The 24,733-nt window shown below is 74.9% G+C and carries 24 protein-coding genes; 11 read left to right on the forward strand and 13 right to left on the reverse strand.

All coding sequences use genetic code 11. The features are described from left to right. Positions 1 to 5 precede the first annotated feature (5 nt). The 4 genes from ABT369_RS07770 to ABT369_RS07785 are packed head-to-tail and all read right to left on the reverse strand — an operon-like array spanning position 6 to position 2,842. Positions 6 to 638, reverse strand: a complete 633-nt coding sequence (locus ABT369_RS07770) for a chemotaxis protein CheW (RefSeq protein WP_350610922.1) — start codon at positions 636 to 638, stop codon at positions 6 to 8. Then, positions 635 to 1,984: a CheR family methyltransferase gene (locus tag ABT369_RS07775; protein ID WP_350610923.1), complete on the reverse strand. Its 1,350-nt coding sequence runs from the start codon at positions 1,982 to 1,984 to the stop codon at positions 635 to 637. Before ABT369_RS07775 ends, ABT369_RS07770 begins: the two co-directional genes overlap by 4 nt. Further along, on the reverse strand, positions 1,971 to 2,561 hold the full coding sequence (locus ABT369_RS07780) for a chemotaxis protein CheW (protein WP_350610924.1): 591 nt from the start codon (positions 2,559 to 2,561) through the stop codon (positions 1,971 to 1,973). The genes ABT369_RS07775 and ABT369_RS07780 overlap by 14 nt, the downstream gene beginning before the upstream one ends. 17 nt (positions 2,562 to 2,578) lie before the next feature. Beyond that, positions 2,579 to 2,842 carry a hypothetical protein gene (locus tag ABT369_RS07785; RefSeq protein WP_350610925.1) on the reverse strand — a complete coding sequence of 88 codons (264 nt, stop codon included), beginning with the start codon at positions 2,840 to 2,842 and terminating at the stop codon, positions 2,579 to 2,581. Between the two features lie 49 nt (positions 2,843 to 2,891). On the opposite strand from ABT369_RS07785, the gene ABT369_RS07790 reads away from it, so the two are divergent. Then, entirely contained in the window at positions 2,892 to 3,380 is a 489-nt protein-coding gene (locus ABT369_RS07790; protein ID WP_350610926.1) for an NUDIX hydrolase, read from the forward strand. A gap of 237 nt (positions 3,381 to 3,617) precedes the next feature. On the opposite strand, the gene ABT369_RS07795 is transcribed toward ABT369_RS07790, so the two are convergent. Beyond that, the gene (locus tag ABT369_RS07795) at positions 3,618 to 4,175 is read right to left on the reverse strand and encodes a helix-turn-helix domain-containing protein (RefSeq protein WP_350610927.1); all 558 of its coding nucleotides are present in this window, start codon (positions 4,173 to 4,175) and stop codon (positions 3,618 to 3,620) included. A 51-nt stretch (positions 4,176 to 4,226) separates the two neighbouring features. Here ABT369_RS07795 and ABT369_RS07800 point away from each other — a divergent pair, with 51 nt between their 5' ends. Both ABT369_RS07800 and ABT369_RS07805 read left to right on the forward strand, forming a co-directional pair. Continuing rightward, positions 4,227 to 5,711 (forward strand): benzoate/H(+) symporter BenE family transporter, encoded by a 1,485-nt coding sequence (locus ABT369_RS07800; protein ID WP_350610928.1) that lies wholly within the window; start codon positions 4,227 to 4,229, stop codon positions 5,709 to 5,711. A gap of 160 nt (positions 5,712 to 5,871) precedes the next feature. After that, the gene (locus ABT369_RS07805) at positions 5,872 to 6,213 is read left to right on the forward strand and encodes a S24/S26 family peptidase (RefSeq protein WP_350610929.1); all 342 of its coding nucleotides are present in this window, start codon (positions 5,872 to 5,874) and stop codon (positions 6,211 to 6,213) included. Here the strand turns inward: ABT369_RS07805 and ABT369_RS07810 are convergent. Further along, positions 6,210 to 6,737: a MarR family winged helix-turn-helix transcriptional regulator gene (locus ABT369_RS07810; RefSeq protein WP_350610930.1), complete on the reverse strand. Its 528-nt coding sequence runs from the start codon at positions 6,735 to 6,737 to the stop codon at positions 6,210 to 6,212. The two genes, ABT369_RS07805 and ABT369_RS07810, sit on opposite strands and share 4 nt — an antisense overlap. Positions 6,738 to 6,854: 117 nt before the next feature. On the opposite strand from ABT369_RS07810, the gene ABT369_RS07815 reads away from it, so the two are divergent. After that, complete coding sequence (locus ABT369_RS07815; RefSeq protein WP_350610931.1) at positions 6,855 to 7,286, forward strand: response regulator; 432 nt, start codon at positions 6,855 to 6,857, stop codon at positions 7,284 to 7,286. On the opposite strand, the gene ABT369_RS07820 is transcribed toward ABT369_RS07815, so the two are convergent. The 3 genes from ABT369_RS07820 to ABT369_RS07830 are packed head-to-tail and all read right to left on the reverse strand — an operon-like array spanning position 7,270 to position 9,859. Then, complete coding sequence (locus ABT369_RS07820) at positions 7,270 to 7,830, reverse strand: GerMN domain-containing protein (RefSeq protein ID WP_350610932.1); 561 nt, start codon at positions 7,828 to 7,830, stop codon at positions 7,270 to 7,272. The genes ABT369_RS07815 and ABT369_RS07820 overlap by 17 nt on opposite strands. Continuing rightward, positions 7,827 to 9,191, reverse strand: coding sequence for a sensor histidine kinase (locus ABT369_RS07825; RefSeq protein ID WP_350610933.1), 1,365 nt, complete (start codon positions 9,189 to 9,191; stop codon positions 7,827 to 7,829). The genes ABT369_RS07820 and ABT369_RS07825 overlap by 4 nt, the downstream gene beginning before the upstream one ends. Continuing rightward, positions 9,188 to 9,859 carry a response regulator transcription factor gene (locus ABT369_RS07830; protein ID WP_350610934.1) on the reverse strand — a complete coding sequence of 224 codons (672 nt, stop codon included), beginning with the start codon at positions 9,857 to 9,859 and terminating at the stop codon, positions 9,188 to 9,190. Before ABT369_RS07830 ends, ABT369_RS07825 begins: the two co-directional genes overlap by 4 nt. Before the next feature lie 161 nt (positions 9,860 to 10,020). Here ABT369_RS07830 and ABT369_RS07835 point away from each other — a divergent pair, with 161 nt between their 5' ends. The 4 genes from ABT369_RS07835 to ABT369_RS07850 all read left to right on the forward strand — a co-directional run bounded on the left by ABT369_RS07835 (position 10,021) and on the right by ABT369_RS07850 (position 16,100). Next, the gene (locus tag ABT369_RS07835; protein ID WP_350610935.1) at positions 10,021 to 10,326 is read left to right on the forward strand and encodes an STAS domain-containing protein; all 306 of its coding nucleotides are present in this window, start codon (positions 10,021 to 10,023) and stop codon (positions 10,324 to 10,326) included. Between the two features lie 60 nt (positions 10,327 to 10,386). Next, complete coding sequence (locus ABT369_RS07840) at positions 10,387 to 13,386, forward strand: helix-turn-helix transcriptional regulator (protein WP_350610936.1); 3,000 nt, start codon at positions 10,387 to 10,389, stop codon at positions 13,384 to 13,386. 89 nt (positions 13,387 to 13,475) lie between these two features. Further along, positions 13,476 to 14,144 (forward strand): esterase/lipase family protein, encoded by a 669-nt coding sequence (locus ABT369_RS07845; protein WP_350610937.1) that lies wholly within the window; start codon positions 13,476 to 13,478, stop codon positions 14,142 to 14,144. A 54-nt stretch (positions 14,145 to 14,198) separates the two neighbouring features. Continuing rightward, positions 14,199 to 16,100, forward strand: coding sequence for a potassium transporter Kup (locus tag ABT369_RS07850; protein WP_350610938.1), 1,902 nt, complete (start codon positions 14,199 to 14,201; stop codon positions 16,098 to 16,100). A 6-nt stretch (positions 16,101 to 16,106) separates the two neighbouring features. On the opposite strand, the gene ABT369_RS07855 is transcribed toward ABT369_RS07850, so the two are convergent. Together ABT369_RS07855 and ABT369_RS07860 are read right to left on the reverse strand one after the other, a co-directional pair. Next, positions 16,107 to 17,738 (reverse strand): sensor histidine kinase, encoded by a 1,632-nt coding sequence (locus ABT369_RS07855; RefSeq protein WP_350610939.1) that lies wholly within the window; start codon positions 17,736 to 17,738, stop codon positions 16,107 to 16,109. Beyond that, complete coding sequence (locus ABT369_RS07860) at positions 17,735 to 18,442, reverse strand: response regulator transcription factor (RefSeq protein WP_433617587.1); 708 nt, start codon at positions 18,440 to 18,442, stop codon at positions 17,735 to 17,737. The genes ABT369_RS07855 and ABT369_RS07860 overlap by 4 nt, the downstream gene beginning before the upstream one ends. Before the next feature lie 113 nt (positions 18,443 to 18,555). Between ABT369_RS07860 and asnB the strand changes: the two genes are divergently transcribed. Together asnB and ABT369_RS07870 are read left to right on the forward strand one after the other, a co-directional pair. Continuing rightward, positions 18,556 to 20,430 carry an asparagine synthase (glutamine-hydrolyzing) gene (asnB, locus tag ABT369_RS07865; RefSeq protein ID WP_350610941.1) on the forward strand — a complete coding sequence of 625 codons (1,875 nt, stop codon included), beginning with the start codon at positions 18,556 to 18,558 and terminating at the stop codon, positions 20,428 to 20,430. 19 nt (positions 20,431 to 20,449) lie between these two features. Next, positions 20,450 to 21,436: a magnesium transporter CorA family protein gene (locus ABT369_RS07870; protein ID WP_350610942.1), complete on the forward strand. Its 987-nt coding sequence runs from the start codon at positions 20,450 to 20,452 to the stop codon at positions 21,434 to 21,436. A 127-nt stretch (positions 21,437 to 21,563) separates the two neighbouring features. Here the strand turns inward: ABT369_RS07870 and ABT369_RS07875 are convergent, their stop codons facing one another. Next, positions 21,564 to 22,853, reverse strand: a complete 1,290-nt coding sequence (locus ABT369_RS07875) for an MFS transporter (protein WP_350610943.1) — start codon at positions 22,851 to 22,853, stop codon at positions 21,564 to 21,566. A gap of 63 nt (positions 22,854 to 22,916) precedes the next feature. Here ABT369_RS07875 and ABT369_RS07880 point away from each other — a divergent pair, with 63 nt between their 5' ends. After that, positions 22,917 to 23,507 (forward strand): TetR/AcrR family transcriptional regulator, encoded by a 591-nt coding sequence (locus ABT369_RS07880; RefSeq protein WP_350610944.1) that lies wholly within the window; start codon positions 22,917 to 22,919, stop codon positions 23,505 to 23,507. Positions 23,508 to 23,620: 113 nt separating this feature from the next. On the opposite strand, the gene ABT369_RS07885 is transcribed toward ABT369_RS07880, so the two are convergent. Beyond that, complete coding sequence (locus ABT369_RS07885; protein ID WP_350610945.1) at positions 23,621 to 24,589, reverse strand: ArsR/SmtB family transcription factor; 969 nt, start codon at positions 24,587 to 24,589, stop codon at positions 23,621 to 23,623. Between the last annotated feature and the right edge of the window lie 144 nt (positions 24,590 to 24,733).

Genomic DNA, 24,733 nt, shown 5'->3' on the forward strand with positions numbered 1-24,733 from the left:
CCGCCCTATCGCTCCTCGGTGTGCCGCACCGGCCCGGTGACGGCGTCGACGGCGGCCCGGACCGCGGCGCGCACCGCCGGCACGTCGACGATGGGGCGGGCCCCGTCGGGCAGCGGCACGATCCCGCGCAGGCATCCGTGCGGCCCGTGGCCGTCCGCCTCCTCGACCAGCCGGTCGCTGGGAATGCGCAGGTGGCCGTCGAGCTCGGCGAAGGCGAGCGCGACGGCGGGCTGCCCGGCCGCGAGCACGAGCCAGCGCGGGCCGGTGCCGCCGTCCGCCGATCCGGCCGCGGTACCGCCCGTGCCCAGCACGGCCGCCAGGTCGTACACGGGCACGATCGCGCCGCGGAAGCCCGCCACCCCGAGCAGCGCGCCGAGCGGGCCCGGCAGCCGCGTCACGGGACGGTCGGGGAACAGCCCGGCGGCCTGGGTCAGGCGCAGCGCGTACCGCACGCCGCCCGCCCGGATCGCCAGCAGGTCGTCGTGCCCGGCGACGGACGAGCGGGGCGGGTCGGCGAACGAGCGGTCGAACTCCTCCCGCAGCTCGGCGAGCCGGTGCTCGAGCGTGCCCCGGTCCTGCACCGGCACCGGCTGCGCCCCGGCCGGGTCGTCCGTGCGCGGCGGCGCGACGGCGCTCACGAGACCGCCGCCAGCTCGGCCCGGCACAGCGCGATCAGGGCGCCGCGGCCGAATCCGCCCCCGAACAGCGCGATGCGCTCCTCGGACTCCGCCCGCAGCAGGTGTACCGCCTGATCGAGCTCCTCCTCCGCCGTACGCCGGTCCCCGACGCGCCGGGCCAGCAGCCCCAGGCGCAGCCGCGGGATCGCGAACCCGGGATCGAGCTGCGCGGCGATGCGATGGTGGCGCTGGGCCGCGTCGTGCTGCTCGTCGCCCTCGTGACAGTCGCCGAGCAGCTGGTGCGCGTCGGCGAAGAGCGCGTCGCGGTCCAGCAGCCGCCGGCACAGGTCCGCGGCCCGCCCGGTGTCCCCGAGCCCGGCCAGCGCACACCCGCGCACGAGCCACGTCTCGGGCCGGTCGGCCTCGGCCCCCGCGACGGCGTCGAGCAGGTCGAGCGCGTCGGCGAACCGCTCCTGCCGTAGCAGTGCGAGGGCCCGCTCCCGCGGCGGCGGCCCGGCGGCCCGCACCGGCTCGGGGGCCCTGGGCGCCACCGCCACGCGCTCGTAGTAGAACGTCCCGTGCGAGTGGTGCACTTCCAGCCCCTCGGGGCGCAGCCCGAGCGTGTCGGTGTGCCCCAGGAACAGGAAGCCGCCGGGCAGCAGGCTCCGCGTGATGCGCTCCACCACCGTGCGCGCCGTGTCCGGCGTGAGATACATGAGCAGATTGCGGCAGAACACGATGTCGTACATCCCCGGCGCGAACAGCACCGGTTCCTCCCGCGCGACGTTGTGCTCGACGAACCGGACCCGGTTGCGCAGCCGCGCGTCGATCTCGACCCCGTCGCCGGCCGGGCGGAACCACTGCTGCCGCACGCTCTCGGGCGTCTCGCGCAGGGACCACAGCGAGTAGCGCCCGGCCATCGCCTTGCGCAGCGCCCCCCGGTTCACGTCCAGCCCGATGATCGAGGTCTCCCACGCCTGCGGCACGCGGCCGGCGGCGACCATCGCGAGGCTGTACGCCTCCTCGCCGGTCGAGCACCCCACGGACAGCAGATCGAGCCGCCGCCGCCCGTCGTCGGCGCGCATCCGCGCCGGGAGGGCGACGTCGGCGAGCGCCCGGAACTGCTCGACGTTGCGGAAGAAGTACGTCTCGTTGACCGTGAGCGCCTCGGCGAGCGCGGAGAGCTCGGCGGTCCACGCGGTGGTGAGCCGGTCCAGGTAGCCGCGATCGGTCAGCCCGTGCTGGGTGGCCCGCTGCTGGAGGATCTCGGCGAGCAGCCCGTCCTTCTTGTCGTCGAACGCCATCCCGAGCCGCTCGGCGAGCAGCCGCCGCAGCCGCGCGACGCCGTCCTGCTCACGCGGCGGCACGGTCGCCCCCGCACGCCTCAGCCTTGGCCCCGCGCCCCGGCTCGGGACAGCCGTCCCCACGCGCTTCGCCCCGGGCTCCCCGCACCGGCACCGACTCGGGACTGCCGTTCCCACGCGCCTCGGCCCGGGCTCCCCGCACCGGCACCGACTCGGGACTGCCGTTCCCACGCGCCTCGGCCCGAGCCCCGCGCACCGGCGCCGACTCGGGATTCAGGAACAACAGCGGCCGTCCGTCGAGCACCCCGACCGCCTCCACCAGCTCACCGGCCACCGGCGAGGGCTGCGCGGCCGAGCGGGCCACGGACCGCACCCCGGCGACCGGCCCGGTCGCGAACGCGACGGTCCCGCCCGGGGTGTCCACGGTGACGAACCGGCTGGGCGGCACCCCCGGATCGCCGAGCAGCGCCGCGGTGTCGACGACGGGCACCGCCGCGCCCCGGATCACGGCCACCCCGAGCAGCGCCCCGCCCGCACCGCCGACAGGCTGCACCGGCAGCGGCCGGACGGTTTCGACGACGGCGGCCAGCGGCAGCGCACACAGCAGCCGGCCCACGCCGAAGATGAGCTGATCCTGCATCCGGTCACCGCCCTTGATCACCCGCGCTGGGCACAGGATATGACGGCAAACGCGGCAAATGTTCGCTTTGCGGCAACGACTGCCGGCCGCCGCCGCGCCATCGCGAACAGGGTCCTCACCCGCACCGCGAGCGCCGCGACGAGGCGAGCGCGGACGTCCCGAAACACGGTGAAGCCGACGAGGCCCACGCCGCGCAACATGCCCAACTCGCCGCCGTCGCGTCGCGCGCTGGTCGCCATCGGGAACGACGCGAACAGCCCGGCCGCGGTGCGCTCCGTCACTGGCTTCGGCGGGGCAGCGGGGCGCGCGCCGGGCCGATAGGGTTTTCGCGTGGACAACGGGGAGCCTCGCCGCCGGCCGGCCGCGCGCGTGGTGTGTCTGGACGCGGCCCAGCGAGTGTTGCTGCTGCATTGGCAGGACCCCGCGGACGGCTCGCTGCTGTGGGAGCCGCCCGGCGGAGGCATCGATCCGGGCGAGTCGCCGTTCGACACGGCGCGCCGGGAGCTCGGCGAGGAGACCGGGCTCGACGCCGCGGCGGTGCTGGACCGGTTCGTGGACGTCGAGCGCGACATGTGGTGGAACGGGCGCCGCACCGTCGGGCCCGAGCAGTTCTTCCTCGCCCGCTTCGACGCCGAGGCGCCGCCGCTGGTGCGCACCGGGCTGCTGCCGGACGAGGTGCTGAGCCTGCGCGGGCACGCCTGGCTCGAGCCGGCCGAGCTCGCCGGGCTGGACGGACGCCTCGAGCCGCCGGAGCTGCTCACGGTGATCGCCGCGCTGACCGAGCCCGACGGCCCCGGCCCCTGGGCGCGTCCCGCCTGAGCCAGCGGGGCAAGCGGATCAGCAGGTCCGCCACCACCTCATAAACGCGCGGAACCCGTCCCGCCTGCGTCAGCAAACGCGCCACCACCTCATGGCGCGCGCTCGCCCGTCCCGCCTGCGTCAGCAAACGCGCCACCACCTCATGGCGCGCGCTCGCCCGTCCCGCCTGCGTCAGCGGGGCGAGCGGACCAGCAAATGCGCCACCACCTCGTAGACGTTCGGCACGTCCGCGCGCCGTCAGCGGGGCGAGCGGATCAGCAGGTTCGCCACCACCTCGTCGGGGCCCGTCGCCTCGTAGACGTGCGGTACGTCGGCGCGGAAGGTCACGTGCTCGCCCGCCCCGGCGGTGCGGGGCGCGTCCTCGGGTCCCGCCCGCAGCGTCCCGCCGTAGACCGTGATGTGCTCGGTCACGCCGCGCGCGTGCGCCGGAGAGCGCTGCGCCACCCCGGGCCGCACGCGCATCCAGAACAGCTCGAACGTCGCCCCGGGCTCCTCGAACACCTCGAGCAGCGTCGCGGTGACCGCCGCGCCTCGCACGTCGGCGGCGGCGGCCGGGGGATCACCGGGCTTCAGGACAAGAGCCGTCAGCGGTACCCCCAGCGCTCCCGCCACCGCGTACAACGTCTCCAGGGTCGGGTTGCGCGTGCCGTGCTCCAGGCCGGACAGCGTGGCCTTGCCGATGCCGGCCGCCCGCGCGAGGGCCGACAGGGAGAGCCCGCGCGCCTCCCGCATCCGCCGCAGCCGCTCACCCACGGCGGACTCGGCGCCGGGGCGGCTTGTTCCGCTCGCGCTCATGTGGCTATTGTTGCGTTCCGTTTACGGAACGATCGGCGAAGGGTCCCACGCATGCGGCAGGCACCCCCGGACTCGACCGGCGAAGGGCATCCGGCCACCCAGCCACGGTCGCCGGAGACCACCGGCGAGCAGCCGCCGGACGCCGCGGAGCCGCGGCCGGGCACGGAACAACCGGCGGACAGGGAGCAACCGGCGGACAGGGAACAGCCGCCGGGCGCGGAACGCCTGGCGGGCACGGAACAGTCGGCGGGCCGACAGCCGTCGGTCGCGGAACAGGCGGCGGGCGTGAAGCCGTCGGCGGGCGCGGAACAGGCGGCGGGCGTGCAGCAGTCGGCGGGCGCGGAACAGGCGGCGCCGGGCAACCGGCTGCGGCGGGAGCTGCCGGCCGTGCTCGCGGGGCTGGTGAGCGCGCTCGTCGGGTACGCGAGCTCGTTCACCGTCGTGCTCGCCGGGCTCCGCGCGGTCGGTGCCACCCCGGCCCAGGCCGCCTCCGGGCTGCTCGCCGTCTGCGTGGCGATCGGGGTCACGGCGATCGGGCTCGGATGGCGGTACCGGATGCCGATCGCCATCGCCTGGTCGACCCCGGGCGCGGCCCTGCTCGCCGCGACCGGCCCGGTCCCGGGCGGCTTCCCGGCGGCCGTGGGCGCGTTCCTGCTCAGCGGCGCGCTCATGGTCCTCGCGGGCCTGGTCCCGTGGCTGACCCGGGCGATCGCCGCCATCCCGCGCCCGATCGCCGGCGCGATGCTCGCCGGGGTGATCCTCAGCCTGTGCCTGGCCCCGGTGCGGGCGATGGTCGACCTGCCGCTGCTGGCCACCCCGGTCGTGCTCACCTGGGCGGTGCTGTTCCGCTTCGCGCGGCAGTGGGCCGTGCCGGGCGCCCTGCTCGCGGCCGTCGCCGCGATCGCCGTGCACGGCCCCGGCGGCTCGCTGGGCGGCGCCGAGCTGCGGCCCGCCCCGATCCTGACCGCGCCCACGCTGAACCCCTCGGTCGTGGTGAGCCTGGCGATCCCGCTGTTCCTGGTGACCATGGCCGCCCAGAACGTGCCCGGGATGGCGGTCCTCGCGACGTACGGCTACACCCCGCCCCTCCGCCCGCTCCTCGTCGCCACCGGGGCGGCCAGCGCGCTCGCGGCCCCGTTCGGCGGGCACGCGGTCAACCTGGCCGCGATCACCGCCGCCCTCACCGCCGGCCCCGACACCCACCCGGACCCGCGCCGCCGCTGGATCGCCACCGTGGCCCTCGGCGGCGGCCAGCTCGCCCTCGGCCTAGGCGCGTCGCTGGCCATGGCCCTCGTCCTGCTCTCCCCGCCGATCCTGGTCGTGGCGGTCGCGGGGCTGGCGCTGCTGCCGGCGCTGGGCTCGTCCCTGGCCTCGGCGGTCACCGAGGCGGACGGGCGCGAGGCGGCCGTGGTCACGTTCGTGGTGACCGCGTCCGGCATGACGATCCTCGGCATCGGCTCCGCCTTCTGGGGCCTGCTCGCCGGCGGCCTGACGGCCCTGCTCCTGCACCGCCGGGCCGAGAAACCGTCGCCGTGACGGCCCTGCTCCTGCACCGCCGAGCCGAGAAACCGTCGCCGTGACGGCCCTGCTCCTGCACCGCCGAGCGAACAAACCGACGGCCTGAAGGCCAGCTCCGCACCGCCGGGACGAAAATCCGTCGCCCTGAGCCGCCCGGCCCGGGACAGTGGTGACCACGATGGGCATGCTCGATCTCATGGCCACCCGCGTGGCCGCCGGCGCGACGGTGCGATTCCGCCCGACCGGCAACTCGATGACGCCGCTGATCCGCAGCCGCGCGCTGGTCACCGTCGCCCCGGTCGACCCGGCGGCCGTCGAGCGCGGCGACGTCGTCCTGGCGAAGGTGTCGGGCACGGTGTACGTGCACCTGGTCTCCGCCGTCGACCACGCCGGAGGCCGCGTGCAGATCAGCAACAACCACGGCCACGTCAACGGCTGGACGAGCCACGCGCGCGTCTACGGCCTCTGCACCGAGGTCGACGGCGTCCGGCGGCCGCGGACGGAGGGCAAGACCCGCTAGCCGAGCGGCTTCGGGGCGAGCCGGCTCGTGCGCATCGCCTGCGCGCCCTCCACCGGGTCGGCCGAGGCCTCCCAGCGGCCCCACCACTCGTCGTCGGGCAGCTCGCCCGCGGCCCGCACGAACGCGTGCAGCAGCGTCAGGTCGCGCGGGGCCGCCGTCAGGCCCGCCGACCGTACGATCGCCTCCAGCTCATGGCGCCGGGCCCGCATCACGTGGCCCACGAGGTCGCGGCCCGCCGGGGTCAGGCCCAGCCAGATCGACCGCCGGTCGTTGTGCCGGTGGAAGCGGTGGATCAGCGACTTGCGCACGAGCCGGTCGCACATGCGGGTCAGCGTCGACGGGGCCACGCCGAGCTCGCGGGCCAGCACCGCGCTGCGCTGCGGGCCGCCGCCGGCCAGCAGAACCAGCGTGCGGTACTGCGGCAGCGTCACGTCCGCCCCGAGCGCCGTGAGGTTGCGCGCGGCGAGCGCGACCATGCTGCGGTTCACCGCCAGCAGCGCCTCGACGAGCGGCTCGGTCGTCACCGCGCCATCGTTGCACGGGTGACGGCACAGCGGGGGGCGCGGCGGGTGGATTTACCAGGGCCGAATACCTTACGGTAGGGCGGAAATTTTGCACTGCTGCAACATCCGGGGGAGCCCATGGACCTCGCGCACATTCTGCTGGTCGAGGACGACGCCGGTGACGTGGCGTACACGATCGACGAGTTCCGCGAGCATCGCCTGCGCAACCCGCTCACCGTGCTCGGCGACGGCCTCGAGGCGCTCGACTACCTGGAGCGCCGCGGCCGCTACGCGGACGCCCCGCGCCCGGACATCCTGCTGCTCGACCTCAACCTGCCCGGCGTCGACGGCCGCGTCGTGCTCGACCGGATACAGGGCCGGCCGGAGCTGGCCGGGCTGATCGTCGTCGTGCTCACCAGCTCGCCGCTGGAGGAGCGGATGCTGCGCGACTTCGGGGTGCCGGCCGAGCACTACTTCCGCAAGCCCGTCGACTTCGCGCAGCTGGCCCGGCTGATCCGCGGCATCGACCGGTTCAGCATCGTGGTGACCGCGGCTACCGCTCGGCGATGAGGCTCACGTAGTCGTCCTCGGTGAGCGGCGCGCTGGTGAGGGCGCCGTCGCCCCGCGGTACCTCCAGCGTCCGCCCGTCCTGCGTGAACTGCACGGCCACGATGTCGGCGCGGGCGGTGAGCGTGCACACGATCTGCCCGTAGGCGAGCGTCTCGTCGTTGCGGATCGGGTTGTCGACCGAGAGCCCGACGACGGCGGTGCCGTTGTGCAGCTCGACGCCCGTGATGTACGAGGTGCCACCGAGCGCGCTGTCGACGCCCGCGTCGCGCTCCTGCGCCGTCGGGCCGGCGGCGAGGTCGTCGAGGTGCCGCTCGGGCGCCGGGACCGTCGCCACCCGCCGGTCGACGGGCACGAGCTGGCTGTCGCGCGTGAAGAAGAGCCGCTCCACGACCGCGCCGGGCGACGTCACCGCCATCGGGCCCTCGTAGGAGCCGATGACCACCGAGGGCTCGATCGGCCGCGGGGAGTCCTCGGTCGGCACCCCGCACCCGCCCAGCGCGACCAGCGCGAGCAGGGCGAACAGCGCGAGTCCGCAGCGCTTCACCGCACCCCCGGCAGCTCGATCCGGAACCGCGCGCCGCCCCCGGGCCGGTCCAGCACGAGCACCCGGCCCCCGTGGGCGGCCACGTGCTGCGCCACCAGCGACAGGCCAAGCCCGGTGCCCGTGTAGCTGCCGCGGGCCCCGGCCGAGCGGCCCCGCTCGAACCGGTCGAAGATCACCTCGCGGTCGGCGGGGTTGACGCCGGGGCCGTCGTCGTCGACCTCGATCGCCCCGTCGGGGCCGTCGGTCTCGATCCGCACCGCGACCGGTCCCCCGCCGTGGGTCACCGCGTTGTCGAGCAGGTTCACGAGCACCTGCTCGAGCCGGCGCCGGTCGACGTTCCACCGCAGGCCGCCCGCCCCCGGCTGGGCGGCGTCCACGATCGCCGGGTCGAGGCCGCGGCGCTGCGCGGCGCGCCGGGCCAGCTCGGCGACGTCGGCCGGCTCCAGCTGGGCCGGCAGGTCGCCGCGGGCCAGCTCCAGCAGGTCGTCGACGAGCTGCTGGAACCGGGCCACCTCGTCGACGACCAGGCCGGCCGCGGTCGCGGTGCGCTCGTCGAGCCGGTCGCGGCGGCGCTCCAGCACGCTCGCCGAGGCGGCCAGGGTCTGCAGCGGGGAGCGCAGCTCGTGGGAGACGTCGGCGGCGAAGCGGCGGTCCCGCTCGATGCGCCGGGCCAGCTGGTCGACCATCTCGTTGAACGAGGTCGACAGCGGCTCCAGATCGGGGTCGGTGGCGGGGTCGAGCCGCGCACCGAGGTCGCCGGCGCTGATGCCCTGGGCCGCGGTGGCGACCGAGCGCAGGGGGCGCAGGACGTAGCGGGTGGCGTACCAGCCCAGCCCCGCCCCGGCCAGCGCGACGGCCGAGGCGACCAGCGCGAGCACCCAGCCGATGGTGCGCAGGTTCTGGTCCAGCTCGCGCATGGAGTCGATCTCGTACAGCGCCGTGGCCGGCGACAGCAGGATGCCCACGATCACCACCGGCGAGCCGTCCAGCCTCGCCCGCTGGATGCCCTGGCCCGACTCGCCGACGAGTCGCTGCAGGCTCTGCGGCACGGCGGAGGTGGACGCGGTCTCGGCGTGGCGCGAGTACCACTTGCCCAGGTGGAACACGAGCACCCGGCGGTTGCCCCCGGTGTCCAGGGTGCGCAGCATTCCGCCGATGTCGGGCTTGTCGGCGTTCAGCCCGGCGGCCACGACCCGCGCGTCGAAGGTCGCCGAGCGGACCGCCGAACGCTCCCGGCCGCCGATGAGCTCGTTGCGGGTGAGCCCGTACGAGACCAGCGCCATGCAGGCGGAGAGGGTCAGCGCGCCGGCCGCGAACCCGGCGACGACCCGGGTCCGCAGCCCCAGCCGCAGGCGGGTCATCGCTGCAGCTTGTACCCCATGCCGCGCACGGTCACGAGGTACCGCGGCGACTTGGAGTCCCGCTCGATCTTCTGCCGCAGCCGCCCGACGTGCACGTCCACGAGCCGCTCGTCGCCGATCTCGTACTCCCACACCCGCTGCAGCAGCTGCTGGCGGCTCAGCACCTGCCCCGGGTGCTCGGCCAGCTCGCACAGCAGCCGGAACTCGGTGCGCGTCACGGCGACCGGCTCGCCGCCGATGCGCACCTCGCCCGCATCCGGGAGGATCTCCATCTCGCCGAAGGCCATGCTGGCCATCGCCTGCACGGTGCGCCCGCGCCGGCGCAGCGCCCGCAGCCGGGCCGAGAGCTCCTTCACCGCGACCGGCTTGACCAGGTAGTCGTCGGCCCCGGCCTCGAGCGCGGCGACGATGTCGTGGGTGTCGTCGCGCGCGCTGATGACCACGATCGGCACGTCGTCGCCGCGGCGCAGCTGCCGGATGCACTCGAACCCGTCGACGCCGGGCAGCATCAGGTCGACGAGCACGGTGTCGGCGGGCTCCTCGCGCTGCGCGACCAGGCCCTCCTCCGCGCTCGCCGCGCCGCGGACCGCGTAGCCCTCGTCCTCCAGCGCGAGCGCCAGCGAGAGCCGGATCCGGTCGTCGTCCTCGATCACCAGCACGCCTGCCATAGGGGCATCATGCCGGGCGCGACCGCCCGGCGACCACTTCCCCCGGCCCTGACCGGGGCTTGCGCCGCCGAAGTCACACAACCGTCACGGTTCCGGGCAGGGTTCGCCACATCGGAGCCGAACGCTGAAGAGGTGGGCACCGGCGACGACGGGAGACGCACATGCACAGCGGCACGGCCGACGCGGCCACCCCCACGATCGAGATCGTGATCCGCGAGGAACTGGACGCGGCATCGGTACCGCGCTTCGCCGCCCTCCTCCACGAGGCGGCGGATCTCGGGCCGGACCACCTGGTCGTGGACCTCACGGAGTGCCCGTTCGTCGACGCGGCCGCGATCGGCATGCTCCTGGACGTGCACCGCCGCATGTTCGTCGCGGGCGGGCGGCTCACCCTGCGCTCGCCCGGCCCGCGGGTCACCCGCACCCTGCGCCTGGCCCGCGTGAGCAACGTCCTGCACGTGCAGTAGCCAGTGCAATAACCCGCGCGCACTTCCCCTGCGCGTTACCCGCGCGTAACACTGATCGGCATGGTTGTTGCATCGACCGTGCAGAAAGTTCGGCTCCGGGGCCGCGACGACGACCTGGCCGCCGCCACGGCCCTGCTCGGCGCCGCCACCGACGGCCGGGGCGGCGCCCTGGTCCTGACCGGCCCGCCCGGCATCGGCCGGACGGCCCTCCTGAACGCCCTCGCGGACACCGCCGTCAACCCCCTCTCGACGGTGTCCGCGAGCGGCCCAGCCGGCACCCAGACCGTGACGGCGTCCGCGAGCGGCCCAGCCGCCACCCAGACCGTGACGGCGTCCGCGAGCGGCCCAGCCGGCACCGCAACCGGCGGCTCCGTGACGGTGCTGTCCGTGACCGGGTGCCACGCCGAGTCCGCGCTCCCGCTCGCCGGCCTGCACCGCCTCCTCGCGGGCCTGCCCTACCCGGCCGGGGCGCACGGTCCGGCACACGGCGAGCCGCCGCTCGACCGGCTCGCGGCGGGGCTGGCGGTGCTCGCCGCGCTGCGGGACGCCGCACGGGCCGGCCCGGTCCTCGTGCTCGTCGACGACGCCCACGCGCTCGACCGGGCCTCGCTCGACGCGCTCGCCGTCGCCGCGCGGCGCGCCGGGGGCGAGCGGATCGCGCTCGTGTTCGCGCTGCGGGACACGCCCGGGGCGGCCGCCGTCGAGGCCGCGCTCGCCGGGCTGCCCCGCCGCCGGCTCGGCCTCCTCGACCCCCGCGACAGCCGGTCGCTGCTCGCCGGGGCCGTGCCGGGCCTCGCCGGCGACGTGGCCGGGGTCCTCGCCGGGCGGGCCGCGGGCAACCCGCGCGCCCTGACCGAGCTGGCCGCGGCTCTCTCCGCCGAGCAGCGCCGCGGCGAGGCCGCCCCGCCCACGACGCCGCCGCGGGACGGGCCGCTCAGCCGGGAGTACCGCGCCGTCCTGCGCACCCTGCCCCCGGACACCCGCCGCGTCCTGGTGCTCGCGGCCGCCGCGGCCCGGACGAGCGCCGCCGGCACGAGCTGCCCCGCGGCCCTGCTCCCGGCGGCCGACCTGGCCCCGGCCGAGCACGCCGAGCTCGTCCACGTCGAGGACGGCCGCGCCCGGTTCGTGCCGCCGCTGCTCGCCGAGGTCGTGTACGCCGAGGCCGGCCTGGCCGACCGCCTCACCGCCCACCGCCGCCTGGCGAGCCTGGTCGCCGACCGCCGCGAGGCCGCGCTGCACCGCGCCGCGACCGCCACCGGCCCCGACGACGCCCTGGCCGCCGAGCTCGCCGCGGCCGCCCTGGCCGCGGACGGAGCCGACACCGCCCTGACGGCGGACGGAGCCGACACCGCCCTGACGGCGGACGGAGCCGGTGCCGCCCTGACGGCGGGCGGGGCCGATGGCACCCGGGCCTCGGACGGGGCCGATGGCACCCTGGCGGCCGACGGGGCCGACACCGCCGCCGTCGCCGCGCTGCAGCGGGCGGCCGAGCTCACCGCGGACCCGGCCCGGGCGGCGGCCTGGACCCTCGGCGCGGCCCGGCTGGCGTGGCGCGGCGGCGAGCCGCACCGGGCGCGGCTGCTGCTGCGGGCCGTGTTCCCGCCCGTGGTACCGCAGGCGCTGCACGCGGAACGGGAACTGCTGCTCGGCGAGGTCGAGCTGCGCACCGGCGCGCACGGGGACGCCCGGCACACCCTGCTCGCCGCGGCCGCCCGGCTGCCCGGAAGGCGGGCCCTGCGCGCCCTCGCCCTCGCTGGGGAGGCGCTCGGCGCGTCCGGCCGCCACGACGAGTTCGCCGCGGTGGCGCGGCGCGCCCTCGCCCTGCGCCCCGGTCCGGGCCCCGCCCCGGACGAAGCCCCGGACGAGACTCCGGACGAAGCGGTGCTGTTCGAGCACGTCGCGGGCATGGCCGCCGGATACGCCGGAGACCCCGCCCGCGCCGCCGCCCCGCTGCGGCGGGCCGTCGCGCTCGCCGCCGCCTGCGCCGACCCGCCGGTCCTCGTGCGGGCCGCCTGGGCCGGGATCGTCGCCGGGCGGGACGAGGACGCGCACCGGCTGGCCGTGCGGGCCGCGCGCCTGGCCCGGGGCGTCGGCGACCGGGCCACCGAGCCGCTGGCCCAGGAGGCCGCCGCGACCGCCGCGCTCGCCCTCGGCGACCTCGACCTCGCCGCCGCCACGGCCGCCGAGGGGCTGCGCCTGGCCGCGGCCACCGGGCAGGACGCGGTCGCCGACAACTGCTGCGGCCTGCTGGCGGTGATCGCGGGGATGCTCGGCGACGCGGACGGCTGCCGGCGCTGGGTGCGCCGCTGCCGGGCCCGAGCCGGCGGCGACATCGACAGCCAGGCCCGGGCCATGTGCGTGTGGGCCGCGAGCCTCGTCGACGTCGCCGAGGGCCGCCACGCCGACGCGGCCGGGCGGCTCTGGGGCGTCATGCGGACCGCGGTGGGACGGGGGCACCTGGGCGTCCAGGTGCCGGCCATCCCGACGCTGGTGGAGGCGGTCGTGCGGGGCGGCGACCCCGGCCCGGCCCGGGAGGTCCTCGCCGCCTACGACGTGTGGGCCGCGGCGACCGCGAACCCGACCTGGCTGGCGCTGTCGGCGCGCTGCCACGGCCTGCTCGCGGCCGGCGACGACGAGGCCGACGAGCGCTTCCGCGAGGCGCTGCGGCTGCACCTGGCGGGCGACTCGGCGTTCCCGGGCGCGCGCACGGAGCTGCTCTACGGCGAGGAGCTGCGCCGCCGCCGCAGGCCTGCCGCGGCCCGGGAGCACCTGCGCAGCGCCCTGGCCACGTTCGAGCGGTACGAGGCCGGGCCCTGGACCCGCCGGGCCGCCGCCGAGCTGCGCGCCGCCGGCGACCACGTCGAACCCGCCCCCGCCGAAGCACCGGCGCTCACCGCCCAGCAGGCCCGCATCGCCCGGCTCGTGGCCGGCGGCGCGACCAACCGCGAGATCGCCGCGGCGCTGTTCGTGAGCCCCCGGACCGTCGAGCACCACCTGCGCAACATCTTCGTCCGCCTGGGGGTGCGCTCGCGCACCGAGCTCGCCCGCGTCCTGCCCTGAGGACACCGGCGATTTCACCGATGCGCGACCCGGCCGGTGATCGGCAGGCTTCGATGCACGTCACACCCCCGAACCCCAGGAGGTCATCGATGCGCCGAATCCTCGCGCTCCTGCTGGCGTGCGCCACGGCGCTGCTCGCCCTGCCCGCGACCGGGGCGCACGCCGCCACCGCGCACCGGCCGGTCGTCTTCGTGCACGGCTACACGGGCAGCGCCTCGAACTGGGTCACCGCCGAGGCCCTGTTCCGCGGCGCCGGCTACAGCAGCGGCGAGCTGTTCGCCTACGAGTACAACTCCTACGGCAGCAACATCACCAACGCGCAGGGCCTGGCGGCCTTCGTCGACCAGGTCAAGTCGCGCACCGGCTGGTCGAAGGTCGACATCGTCAACCACTCGATGGGCGGCCTCGTCAGCCTCTGGTACCTCAAGCAGCTCGGCGGCGCGTCCAGCGTGGCACACCTGGCGTCGCTGGCCGGCGCGAACCACGGCACCACGTCCGCGGGCGCGTGCCTGGTGTTCGTGACCTGCCAGCAGATGTACCCGGGCTCGGCGTTCATCCTGACGCTCAGCGCCGGCGACGAGACGCCCGGCAGCACCGTCTACCGGACCTGGTACTCGCCCTGCGACGGCGTCATCGTCCCGTACACGAGCACCGCGCTCAGCGGGGCGACGAACACGTACGTCCCCTGCGAGAACCACCTCACGTACCTCACCGACACCGTCGTGCTCACCCAGGTCCGCGCCTTCGTATCCAGCTAACCGCCGCGAACCGCCTCCTCGGGGCCGATACTGGTCCCGAGGGGGTATCACGGCGTGAGCGCACAGCCGCAGAAGTTCAGTGTCGCCCTCGTCATCGGCGCTCTCGGCGTCGTCTTCGGCGACATCGGCACGAGCCCGATCTACACCCTGCAGACGGTGTTCAACCCGGGCGACCCGCACCCGGTCCCGGTCAGCGACACCAACGTGTACGGCGTGGTCTCGACGCTCTTCTGGTCGGTCATGATCATCGTCACGGTCACCTACGTGCTGCTGGCCATGCGCATCGACAACGACGGCGAGGGCGGCATCATGGCCCTCATCACCCTCCTGCGCCGCCGGGTCACCGGCCAGAGCCGCAGGGCCGCGATGACGCTGGCCGGCCTGGGCATCTTCGGCGCCGCGCTGTTCTTCGGCGACAGCATCATCACGCCGGCCATCTCGGTGCTGAGCGCGGTCGAGGGCCTCAAGCTGGTGCAGCCGTCGCTGGACGAGGTCGTCGTGCCCCTGACCGCGGTCATCATCGTGGTGCTGTTCCTGGTGCAGCGGCGCGGCACCGAGGCCGTCGGCAAGGTCTTCGGCCCGGTGATGATCGCCTGGTTCGTCACCATCGGCGGGTTCGGCATCGCCGGCGTCACGCGCCACCCGGCGATCCTCAAGGCGCTCTCGCCCGCCTACGCGATCGAGTTCCTCGCCGGCCACTTCGGCATCGCCTTCTTCGCCCTGGCCGCCATCGTGCTCTCGGTGACGGGTGCCGAGGCCCTGTACGCCGACATGGGCCACTTCGGCCGCCGCGCGATCGCCGCGGGCTGGCTGTGGCTGGTCCTGCCCGCGTGCACGCTGAGCTACCTCGGCCAGGGTGCGCTCATCCTGGACGACCCGGCCAACATCGCCGGCCCGTTCTTCCTGCTCGTGCCGTCCTGGCTGCGGCTGCCGCTGGTGCTGCTGGCCACCGCGGCGACGGTGATCGCCGCGCAGGCCGTCATCACCGGCGCGTACTCGGTCGCGTCCCAGGCCGCGCAGCTGGGCTACCTGCCGCGGCTGCGGGTCGCGCACACCTCGGCCCAGCAGATCGGGCAGATCTACGTGCCGTGGATCAACTGGCTGCTCATGGTCTCGGTCCTCACCCTGGTGTTCGCGTTCCGCAGCTCCGCCGCCCTGGCCTACGCCTACGGCATGACGGTCACCGGCACCATCACCATCACCACGCTCATGTTCCTCTACATCGCGAGCCGGACCTGGCGGACACCCACCTGGCTGCTGTACTCCGGCGGCGCGATCCTGCTCGCCGTCGACCTGCTGTTCGTGGCGGCCAACCTGACCAAGATCGTCCACGGCGCCTGGCTGCCGCTGCTCATCGCGCTGACCACGTTCACGGTGATGACGACCTGGCAGCGGGGCCGCTCGATCGTCACCGCCCGGCGCCGCTCCCAGGAGGGCTCGCTGCGCGAGTTCATCGACGGCCTGCACGCCGACAAGGCCCTGACGAGGGTCCCCGGCACCTCGGTGTTCCTCAACCGCGGCAAGGAGTCCGCGCCGCTGGCCATGCGCGCGAACGTCGAGCACAACCACGTCCGGCACGAGCACGTGCTCATCCTGTCGATCGAGACGCAGCCGGTCCCCCGCGTCCCCGACGAGGAGCGCGTGACGATGGACGACCTCGGCTACGCGAACGACGGCATCGTCTTCGTGACCGTGCGCTACGGCTACATGGACACCCAGAACCTCCCGGCCGCGCTGGGCCTGCTCGACCCCGCCCGCACCGAGGGCTCCCTGGACCTGGACCAGGCGTCGTACTTCCTGTCGAAGATCGAGCTGCGCCGCGGCGACACCCCGACGATGGCGGCCTGGCGCAAGCGGCTCTTCATCGCCACGTCGTACATCACCGCCGACGCCGCGGAGCACTTCGGCCTGCCCCGCGACCGCACCGTGATCATGGGCTCCCACGTCGAGGTGTGAGCCGCGCTAGCCCGCCCGCAGCGGGAACGTCACGCGGAAGACCGAGCCCTCGCCCGGGGTGCTGGTCACCTCGATGGTGCCGTCGTGGTCGAGCACGATCTGCCGGGCGATGGTCAGGCCCAGGCCGCTGCCGCCCGTCTCACGGTCCCGCGCCGGGTCCGCGCGCCAGAAGCGCTGGAACACGAAGGGCAGGTCGGCCGGGGCGATGCCGCAGCCCGTGTCGCGCACCTCCACCACGGCGAGGCCCGGCAGCGGGAAGGCGCGCAGGACGACCGCGCCGCCCGGATCGGTGTACCGCAGCGCGTTCGTCACCAGGTTGCCCAGCACCTGCCGCAGCCGGTCCTGGTCGCCGTGGACGGGCAGCGGGCCGGCCGCCTCGGCGGTGAGCCGGACGCCGCCGTGCTCGGCGACGGCGAGGTGGGCGACGCGGCTGACCTCGACGAGCTCGGCGAGGTCGAAGCCGGTGCGGCGGTACGCGAGGTGGCCCGCCTCCGCCAGCGTCAGGTCCTGCAGGTCGTCGAGGATGCGCCGCTGCAGCAGGACCTCCTCGTGCAGCGAGGAGAACAGCTCCCGCGACGGGGGCACCACGCCGTCCTGGAGGGCCTCGAGGTATCCGAGCACGTTCGACATCGGCGTGCGCAGCTCGTGGGCCACGCCGGCGAGCAGGCGCCGCTGGGCCGTCTCGGCGCCCTCGAGCGCCTCGGCCATGCGGTTGAACGAGCGCGAGAGCTCCCCGACCTCGTCCCGGCCGGTGGTCGTCACGCGGGTGTCGAGGTGGCCGTCGGCGAGGCGGCGGGAGGCGGTCGTGAGCGAGCGCAGCGGCCGGGCCAGCTGCCGGGCGACGAGCGCGGTGCCGATCACCGACAGCACCAGCACGGCGCCGATCGCCCCGGCGGTCGGGCGGCCGAGCAGGGTCACCGCGTCGTCGTCGACGGCGCCGAGGAACAGCTGCAGCGGCTCCGGCGCGAACGTCTCCACCTGGTTGCCGAAGGCCTGCACCAGGCAGGCGCCGTGGTCGGCGGCGCTGCGGCAGTTGGTGACCGCGGTGCTGTCGTCGGCCCGGGCGTACTCCTGGGCGTCGCGGGCCTGGGTGGCGCACTCGCCCCCTTCCGGCTCGGCGGAGGGCAGCGGGATGCCGTACGCGTCCGGGGTCACCGGCGGCGGGTCCTGCCCGATGTCGGTGAGGCACCGGGCGTAGACGGTCGCCCGCCGGTACCTGGCCAGCTCGTCCAGGACGAGCCCGTCGGCCTTGGCGGCGATGAGGCCCATCTGGCGCGGGTCGAGGGCCAGCGCCGGGCGCGGGTTGATCAGGGTGGGGGCGCCGACGACCGGGCGGGCGGCCCGCTTGGCCAGGTTGTCGCTGTCGACGGTCACCTGCCCGTAGAGGTTGACCAGGCGGATGCGCTGCTTGTTGTCGGCCGAGAGCTGCCGGACCCGCTCGGAGACCCCGGCCCAGGTGCCGTGGCGGCGGCCGTACGCGCGCACGGTGTCGGCGATGTCGGCCACGTGCCGGGTCGCCTCCTGCTGCGAGCGGTCGATCTGCTGGGCCATGAACCGCAGGCTGAACCAGGCCGTCGCCCCGGTCGCCACCACGGCGACGACCAGCGTCAGCAGGAACACGCGCAGGCGGAAGCTCACGGCCGCCCGTCCGGGAGGGCCTGCTCCGCCAGCCGGTAGCCGCGGCCGTACACCGTCTGCACGTACCGCGGCTGCACCGGCTCCGCCTCCAGCTTGCGGCGCAGGTTGACCACGTGCGCGTCCACGGTGCGCTCGGACACGTCGCGCTCGAAGCCGAACACCCGGTTGATGATCTCGCCGCGGGTGAACACGCGGCCGGGCTCGCCGGCGAGCAGCTCCAGGATGCCGAACTCCTTCGCGGTGAGCACGATCGTCTCCCCGGCGACGCGCACCTCGAAGCGCCCGGCGTCCACGACGAGGTCACCGACGGTGAGCACCCGCTGGTGGCCGGGGCTGCCGATGCCGGAGCGGCGCAGCAGGGCCCGGACCCGGGCGGCGAGCTCGCGCGGGCTGACCGGCTTGGTCATGTAGTCGTCGGCCCCGAGGTCCAGGCCCAGCAGCAGGTCGTCCTCGGTGGAGCGGGCGGTGACGAGCAGGATCGCCACGCTGGACTCGGCCCGCATGATCCGGCACACGTCGAGGCCGTCGACCTGCGGCATCATGACATCGAGGACCAGCAGGTCCGGCTTGCGGGAGCGGCACTGCTCCAGGGCGGCCCGGCCGTTGTGCACCGTGAGCACGCTGTGACCGTCGCGCTCCAGGTAGAGCCGGATCAGCTCGGCCTGCTTCGGGTCGTCGTCGGCGACCAGGATTCGTGCGCTCATCCCGGCCATTGTGACCCGCCGAATGTGAGGAACCTGCGAAATCGGGTTCGGGTTTCGATCCGGCAACGGGTTCTTCACCGGTTCCCAACCAGCGGATTCCTACCGTCCCCGCCATGTGTGGACTCCTGGTGTACCTCAGCTGCGACGGGACCGCCGACCGGGACGCGCTCGCCGCCGCGCTGGAGCGGCTCGGGCACCGCGGCCCGGACGAGACGGCACTCGTCGCCGCCGACGGTGCCGTGTTCGGCTTCACCCGCCTGGCGATCATCGACCGGGCGGGCAGTCACCAGCCCTGCCGGTACAAGACCTGGACCGTGGTCTTCAACGGCGAGCTCTACAACTATCGGCAGCTGCGGGCCCAGCTGGCGGCCGAGCACGGCGCGACCTTCGCCACCGAGGGGGAGGCGGAGGTCCTCGCCGCGGCGTTCCACCACTGGGGGCCGTCGGCGGTGCGCCGGCTGCGGGGCATGTTCGCGGCGGTGCTGTGGGACGCCGCGACCCGGACGCTGCACGCGATCCGGGACCCGTTCGGGATCAAGCCGCTGTACCACCTGCAGACCCCCGACGGCCTGTACCTGGCGAGCGAGAAGAAGGCCCTGCTGCCCTTCGCCGGCGGGGCCCGGCGGATCGCCACGGCGGCGCTGTCGCACTACCTGACGCTGCAGTACGTCCCGGAGCCCGCGACCCTGCACCCCGCCGTGCACCGGCTCGCCGCGGGGCACACACTCACGTGCCGGCCGGGCGAGGCGCCGGTCGTGCGGCGGTACTTCGGCCACACCCTGCGCCCCGTGCCGCGCCCGGAGGCCGAGGCGGTCGCGGCGATCCGCGCGGCGCTGCGCGACAGCGTCCACGCGCACCTGCAGTCGGAGGTGCCGCTGGGCGCGTTCCTGTCCAGCGGCGTCGACTCCTCCGCCGTCGTCGCGCTGGCCCGGGAGCGCCACCCGGACCTGTGCGCCTACACGGCGGGGTTCGACGACGCGCGGTACAGCGAGATCGAGGCGGCCTCGCAGACCGCCGCGGCGCTCGGGGTCCGGCTCAAGGCGACCCTGGTGCGCGACGACGACGTCATCGAGGCGCTGCCCCGCATCGTGTGGCACCTCGACGACCCGGTCGCCGATCCCGCGGTCGTCCCGTTGTACTTCCTGTGCCGCACCGCCGCCCAGGACGTCACGGTGGTGCTGTCCGGCGAGGGCGCCGACGAGCTCTTCGGCGGCTACGAGATCTACCGCGAGCCGGCCGCCCTCGCGCGCGTCGCGGGCCTGCCCGACCCGGTGCGCCGCGGCCTGCGCGCGGTCGCCGGCGTGCTGCCCGAGGGGGTGCGCGGCAAGAGCTTCCTCGAGCGCGCGACGACCCCGATCGGCGAGCGGTACTACGGCAACGCCCGCATCTTCGGCCCAGTGGAGAAGGCGCGGCTCATGCGCGGCCCCGCCGACCCGCACACCACGGTCACCGGGCCGCTCTACGCCGCGGCGGAGGGGCTGGACGACGTGAGCGCGATGCAGTACGTCGACCTGCACACCTGGCTGCCCGGCGACATCCTCACGAAGGCCGACCGGATGTCGATGGCGCACTCGCTGGAGCTGCGGGTGCCGTTCCTCGATCGTGCGGTGTACGCCGCGGCCGCCGCCCTGCCGCCGGAGCTCAAGGTGAGCCCGCACGCGACGAAGCACGCCCTGCGCGAGGCGGTGCGCGGCCTCGTCCCGGACGCGGTGGTGACCCGGCGCAAGCTCGGCTTCCCGACCCCGACCCGGGTCTGGCTGCGCGGGCGCGTCGGGGAGTGGGCGGGCGACGTGCTCGCGGCGGCGGACGTCGACCATCTCCTCGACATCGCCCACGTCCAGCGGCTGCTGGCCGCGCACCGCCGGGGCGGCGTGGACCATTCGCGCAAGATCTGGACGGTCCTGATGTTCTGCCTGTGGTACGGCCAGCAGCCGGCCGCCGCGGCGCTGACCGTGAGTTCATCCGCCTCCTCTGGCGGGTGCGGGTGATCGCTGGCATGCTGCGCGCATGGACGTCCGGTTGGTCCGGCCCGGCGCGCTTACCACGCACACCCCGGAGGAGTTGCCGGCGCTGCTGGCCCGCGAGGACGGCTTCGTCTGGGTCGACGTCGCCACGTGCGACGAGGACGCCGCGCACGTGCTGCGCGACGCGTTCGGGTTCCATCCCCTCGCCCTGCGCGACGCCGCCGTCCGCAACCGGGTGCCGAAGATCCACCCGTACCCCGACCACGTCTTCGTGATCCTGCACGCGCCCCACTTCGGCGCCCGCGGGCACGTGCACTACATCGAGCTGGACCAGTTCATCGGCCCGCGGTACCTCGTGACGGTCCACGGCCCGGTCAACCCCGCCGTGCCCCCGGACGTGCCCCTGCGCCAGACCCGCGACGTGCTGCGGCGCATCGAGTCCGGCCGGTTCGCGCCCGCCTCGGCGTTCGAGCTGTCCTACGCGATCGTCTCGGCCATCACCCGCCTGCAGGAGACCATGGTCGAGGACGTCACCGCCGAGGTGTGGCGGCTCGAGCAGCGCGTGACGGCCGGGCACCTCGGCAACCCGGAGCAGTTCCTCGAGGAGCTGTTCCAGGCCCGCCACGGCCTGCTGGCGGTCCGCACCATGGCGGCGCTGGGCGGCGCGATCTACGGCCGCATGGCGACCCTGCCCCGCGCCGCCGTGCCGCCCGACGCCCAGCACCTCGTGACCGACGTGGTGGACCAGTTCGGCCGGGTCCGCAGCGTGGCCGACGGGGAGCGGGAGTACCTCCAGGGCGTCATCGAGTTCTACAAGGCCCGCACCGACACGAAGATGACGATCGCGGCCGAGCGGCTGGCGGTGATCGCCGCGATCACCCTGCCCATCACCGCGGTCTCGTCGGTGTACGGCATGAACCTCATCGTCAGCGACCACACCCAGGTCAACCACCTGGTCGCGGTGCTGCTGCTGATGGCGGTCATGTCGGCGACGCTGCTGGGCTGGGCGAAGCGCCAGGGCTGGTGGTGAGCGTCTCGTTGTTGGTGCGCCGCCTGTTCAGCGCGGCTCTCACACCGGGGCTTACGGTGACCTTCTGCAACAGCGGCTCTCACGCCGGCTGTGCAGGGCTGACGGTGACCTTCTGCAACAGCGGCTCTCACACCGGCTGTGCCGGGTTGACGGTGACCTTTCGCAGCAGCGGCGCGAAGGCCGCGAGGCCGGCGGCGACGAGGATCGCGCCGGCGTAGAACGGGGTCCGCAGCCCGTACGCGTGGGCCAGCGCTCCCGCGGCGAGCGCGCCCACCGGGGCCGCGCCGCGGCCGACGATGCGGAACGCGCTGGTGACGCGGCCGATGTAGGCGTCCGGCACGAGCGACTGGCGCAGCGTGGCCGCGAGCGCGTCGCCGAGCGTCGTCGCCACCCCGAGCAGCCCCGCCGCGGCCACGGCCACGGCCGTCCCGCGCGCCCCGCCGAGCGCCGCGACACACACCGCGGTGCCGGCGACCGCCACGACCAGGCACCGCCGCGGCCCCAGCCACCGGGCGAGCCGCCCGGCGGCGACGCCCCCGGCCACGCCCCCGGCCACGCCGCCGACCGCGTACACGGCGAGCAGCAGCCCGAACCCGGCCGGCCCGAACCCGAGCACGCGGGTCGCGAACAGCACGAGGACGGCGACGATGCCCGCGTACGCCACGCTGGTCACCGCCTGCAGCAGACACAGCCCGCGCACCGCCGGGTCGGCCCACATGAGCCGCAGCCCCGCGGTGATCCCGGCCCGGATGCCGCCGCCGCGCCCGGGTCGTGGGTCGCTTGAAGCCGGCGCGCTTGAAGCCGGCACGCTTGAAGCGGGGACGCGCAACAGGATCAGGCAGGCGGCCGAGGCCAGGAACGTCGCGGCGTCGACGGCGAACGGCAGCACGGCCGCGGCGGCGAAGAGCGCGGCCCCCGCCGTGGACCCGATGAGCGTGTCGGTGATCTGGACTCCGGCGAGCAGGCGGCCGTTGGCGGCGGGCCGCTCCACCGGCGGTACGACGGCCGGGAGCAGCCCGGCGAGGGCCGGGGCGGCGACCGTGTCACCGCAGGTCAGCACGAACCCGAGGACCACGATCAGCCCGACCGGCGCGAAGCCGCAGGCCACGGCGACCGTGAACGCCACCATCACCGCGGCCCGGCCCAGATCGGCGCAAAGCGCCAGGCGCCGGCGGTCGAAACGGTCCGCGAGGACCCCCGCGAACAGGCCGAACAGCAGCCAGGGCAGTTCCTCGGCCACGGTGATGAGCGAGATCGTCCACGGGTCGCCGGACTGCCCCGCGGCGAGCAGCGGCAGCGCGACCCACCGCATCCCGTTGCCGAGCGCGGAGGTGACGGAGGCGAGCCAGAGCAGCGCGAACCCTCCGGACCGCCGGTGCCCAAGCGCGGGGCGGTCTTCCCTTGCACGGGTGAACATGAACCGGAGTCTGGTTCAGATATCGCGGTCCGTCAAGACCCGCGTGCGACAATCGGCGGCATCATGCAGACGCGGTCGGAACCCCAGCAGCAACGCAGCCGCGACAAGCGGGACCGGGTCCTGGCCGCGGCCGCCGCGCTGCTGCAGGAGCTGCCGTTCGACGACATCGGCACCCGCCAGATCGCGGACCGGGCCGGGGTGTCGGTCGGCTCCCTGTACCGCTTCTTTCCCGACAAGGACGCGATCTTCTACGCCCTGTCCGCGACCTGGCTGGACAAGGTCCTGGACCTCATGGACGGCCAGCTCGCCGCCCCGCCGCCGACGGTCGCCGAGCTGGTGAACCGGGTGGTCGAGGCGTTCGCGGAGTTCTTCCGGGCCGAGCCCGGCTACCGGCAGGTCTCGCTGGGCAGCCAGACGCTGCGCATGACCCCGGGCTCGGGCGCGCGCAACGACGAGCAGCTCGCGGGCCGCCTGCGGACGGTGCTGGTCGAGCACTACGAGATGCCGGCGACGGACGACCTGAGCCGGCGGCTGCTCCTGGCGGTGCGGCTGACCGAGTTCATGCTGAACCAGGCCTTCCGCACCAACCCGGACGGCGACCCGTGGGTGCTGAACGAGCTGAAGACACTCCTCCTCCGGTACCTGTTCGCCTGACCACGCGCCGGCCTATCCACCCGCCCGTTCGCCCGCAGTCCCCGCCCCTTCGCCGACTCGGTCGTTTGCTTGCTTTCTTGCACGCTCGCGGACCGTTCGCCGCGCTCATTCGCCTATTCGCCGTGGCCGGTGCAGAGGGCGTCGCCGAGCTCGGTGCGGTAGTAGAGCACCGAACGGCCGGCCCGGCGCCGCGCGGTCAGGGCCGCGTCGCGCAGGACCCGCAGATGGCCGCCGACCGAGCCCAGGGGGAGGCCGGTCAGCGCCACGAGCTGCGTCGTGCTCTTCGGTGCGGCCAGGAGTGTCAGAATGCGCGCGCGGGCGGGGCCGATGAGGCGGGCGAGGGCGCCGGGCGGTACGACGTCCGGGTCTTGAGCGAGCCAGCCCGTGCACGGATAGATGACCGCGTGCACGTCACCCGGCTCCTCCCAGCTCACCCAGCCCCGATAGGCCGTGGTCGGGACGAACAGGAGGCGGCTGCCACTGACATCGCGGGGCGGGTAGTCGTAGGTGTTGATCTGCAGCCGGCCGTCGCCGAGCCAGCGCATCCCGGGGCGCATGCCGTCGAGGACCGCCGCCCAGCCGCCCGAGGTCAGCCGGTCCGTGCGGGCGACGATGTCGGCCTCGAGCACGCGGCGGCGACGGGGCCAGCCGGGCCGTACCATGTGCCGCCACACCCAATCGAGCAGTTCCACTGCGCGTTCGACCAGCCCCGGTTCGAGCAGGACCGGGGCAAGCGGGCGATCCAGGGTCTCAAGGATGTCGCGGCGCGCCTGCTCGTCGGTGGTGGCGGCGACGCGGGCAAGGTCGTCGGCGAACCCGGGCGCGTCGGCCCGCGGCGGCTTGACCAGGAAATCGGCGAGCCAGCCGGGGCGGATCGCGTCGCGCAGGAACGGCAGCGCGAAGTCGTCGCCGGCCCAGCGCGCCCGGAACGCGGGCATCGCCTCGGCGAGCCACTCACGCTGGGCGGGCGAGACGCGGTGCAGCCCGTTGAGCGCAGCGAGTGCACCGACGGTCTCGGCCATGGGCGACACGACGAACCGGCTGTTGGCCAGCACGTCCGCATCGATCCGCCAGAGCCCCATGTTCGTTTCGCCCCCAAACGAAACTCTACGGCTGCACGTTCACGTCCGATCCCGCCCCACCGCGCAAACCGCACGGCCGCAGTTCACGTCCGACGTCCCCGCGCCGCGGCAGAACCGCACGACAACGGTTCGCCTTTGGTTTCG

It is taken from the genome of Dactylosporangium sp. NPDC000244 (genome assembly GCF_040300725.1).
In the GTDB taxonomy this organism is placed as follows: domain Bacteria; phylum Actinomycetota; class Actinomycetes; order Mycobacteriales; family Micromonosporaceae; genus Dactylosporangium.

Excerpts from the sequence above, each read along its gene's own strand:
- ABT369_RS07780 (WP_350610924.1), bottom strand. The coding sequence starts at position 2,561 with ATGCAGGATCAGCTCATCTTCGGCGTGGGCCGGCTGCTGTGTGCGCTG.
- ABT369_RS07795 (WP_350610927.1), bottom strand. The coding sequence starts at position 4,175 with ATGAGCGCGAGCGGAACAAGCCGCCCCGGCGCCGAGTCCGCCGTGGGT.
- ABT369_RS07800 (WP_350610928.1), top strand. The coding sequence starts at position 4,227 with ATGCGGCAGGCACCCCCGGACTCGACCGGCGAAGGGCATCCGGCCACC.
- ABT369_RS07805 (WP_350610929.1), top strand. The coding sequence starts at position 5,872 with ATGGGCATGCTCGATCTCATGGCCACCCGCGTGGCCGCCGGCGCGACG.
- ABT369_RS07815 (WP_350610931.1), top strand. The coding sequence starts at position 6,855 with ATGGACCTCGCGCACATTCTGCTGGTCGAGGACGACGCCGGTGACGTG.
- ABT369_RS07825 (WP_350610933.1), bottom strand. The coding sequence starts at position 9,191 with ATGACCCGCCTGCGGCTGGGGCTGCGGACCCGGGTCGTCGCCGGGTTC.
- ABT369_RS07830 (WP_350610934.1), bottom strand. The coding sequence starts at position 9,859 with ATGGCAGGCGTGCTGGTGATCGAGGACGACGACCGGATCCGGCTCTCG.
- ABT369_RS07835 (WP_350610935.1), top strand. The coding sequence starts at position 10,021 with ATGCACAGCGGCACGGCCGACGCGGCCACCCCCACGATCGAGATCGTG.
- ABT369_RS07840 (WP_350610936.1), top strand. The coding sequence starts at position 10,387 with ATGGTTGTTGCATCGACCGTGCAGAAAGTTCGGCTCCGGGGCCGCGAC.
- ABT369_RS07845 (WP_350610937.1), top strand. The coding sequence starts at position 13,476 with ATGCGCCGAATCCTCGCGCTCCTGCTGGCGTGCGCCACGGCGCTGCTC.
- ABT369_RS07860 (WP_433617587.1), bottom strand. The coding sequence starts at position 18,442 with ATGAGCGCACGAATCCTGGTCGCCGACGACGACCCGAAGCAGGCCGAG.
- asnB (WP_350610941.1), top strand. The coding sequence starts at position 18,556 with ATGTGTGGACTCCTGGTGTACCTCAGCTGCGACGGGACCGCCGACCGG.
- ABT369_RS07870 (WP_350610942.1), top strand. The coding sequence starts at position 20,450 with ATGGACGTCCGGTTGGTCCGGCCCGGCGCGCTTACCACGCACACCCCG.
- ABT369_RS07875 (WP_350610943.1), bottom strand. The coding sequence starts at position 22,853 with ATGTTCACCCGTGCAAGGGAAGACCGCCCCGCGCTTGGGCACCGGCGG.
- ABT369_RS07880 (WP_350610944.1), top strand. The coding sequence starts at position 22,917 with ATGCAGACGCGGTCGGAACCCCAGCAGCAACGCAGCCGCGACAAGCGG.
- ABT369_RS07885 (WP_350610945.1), bottom strand. The coding sequence starts at position 24,589 with ATGGGGCTCTGGCGGATCGATGCGGACGTGCTGGCCAACAGCCGGTTC.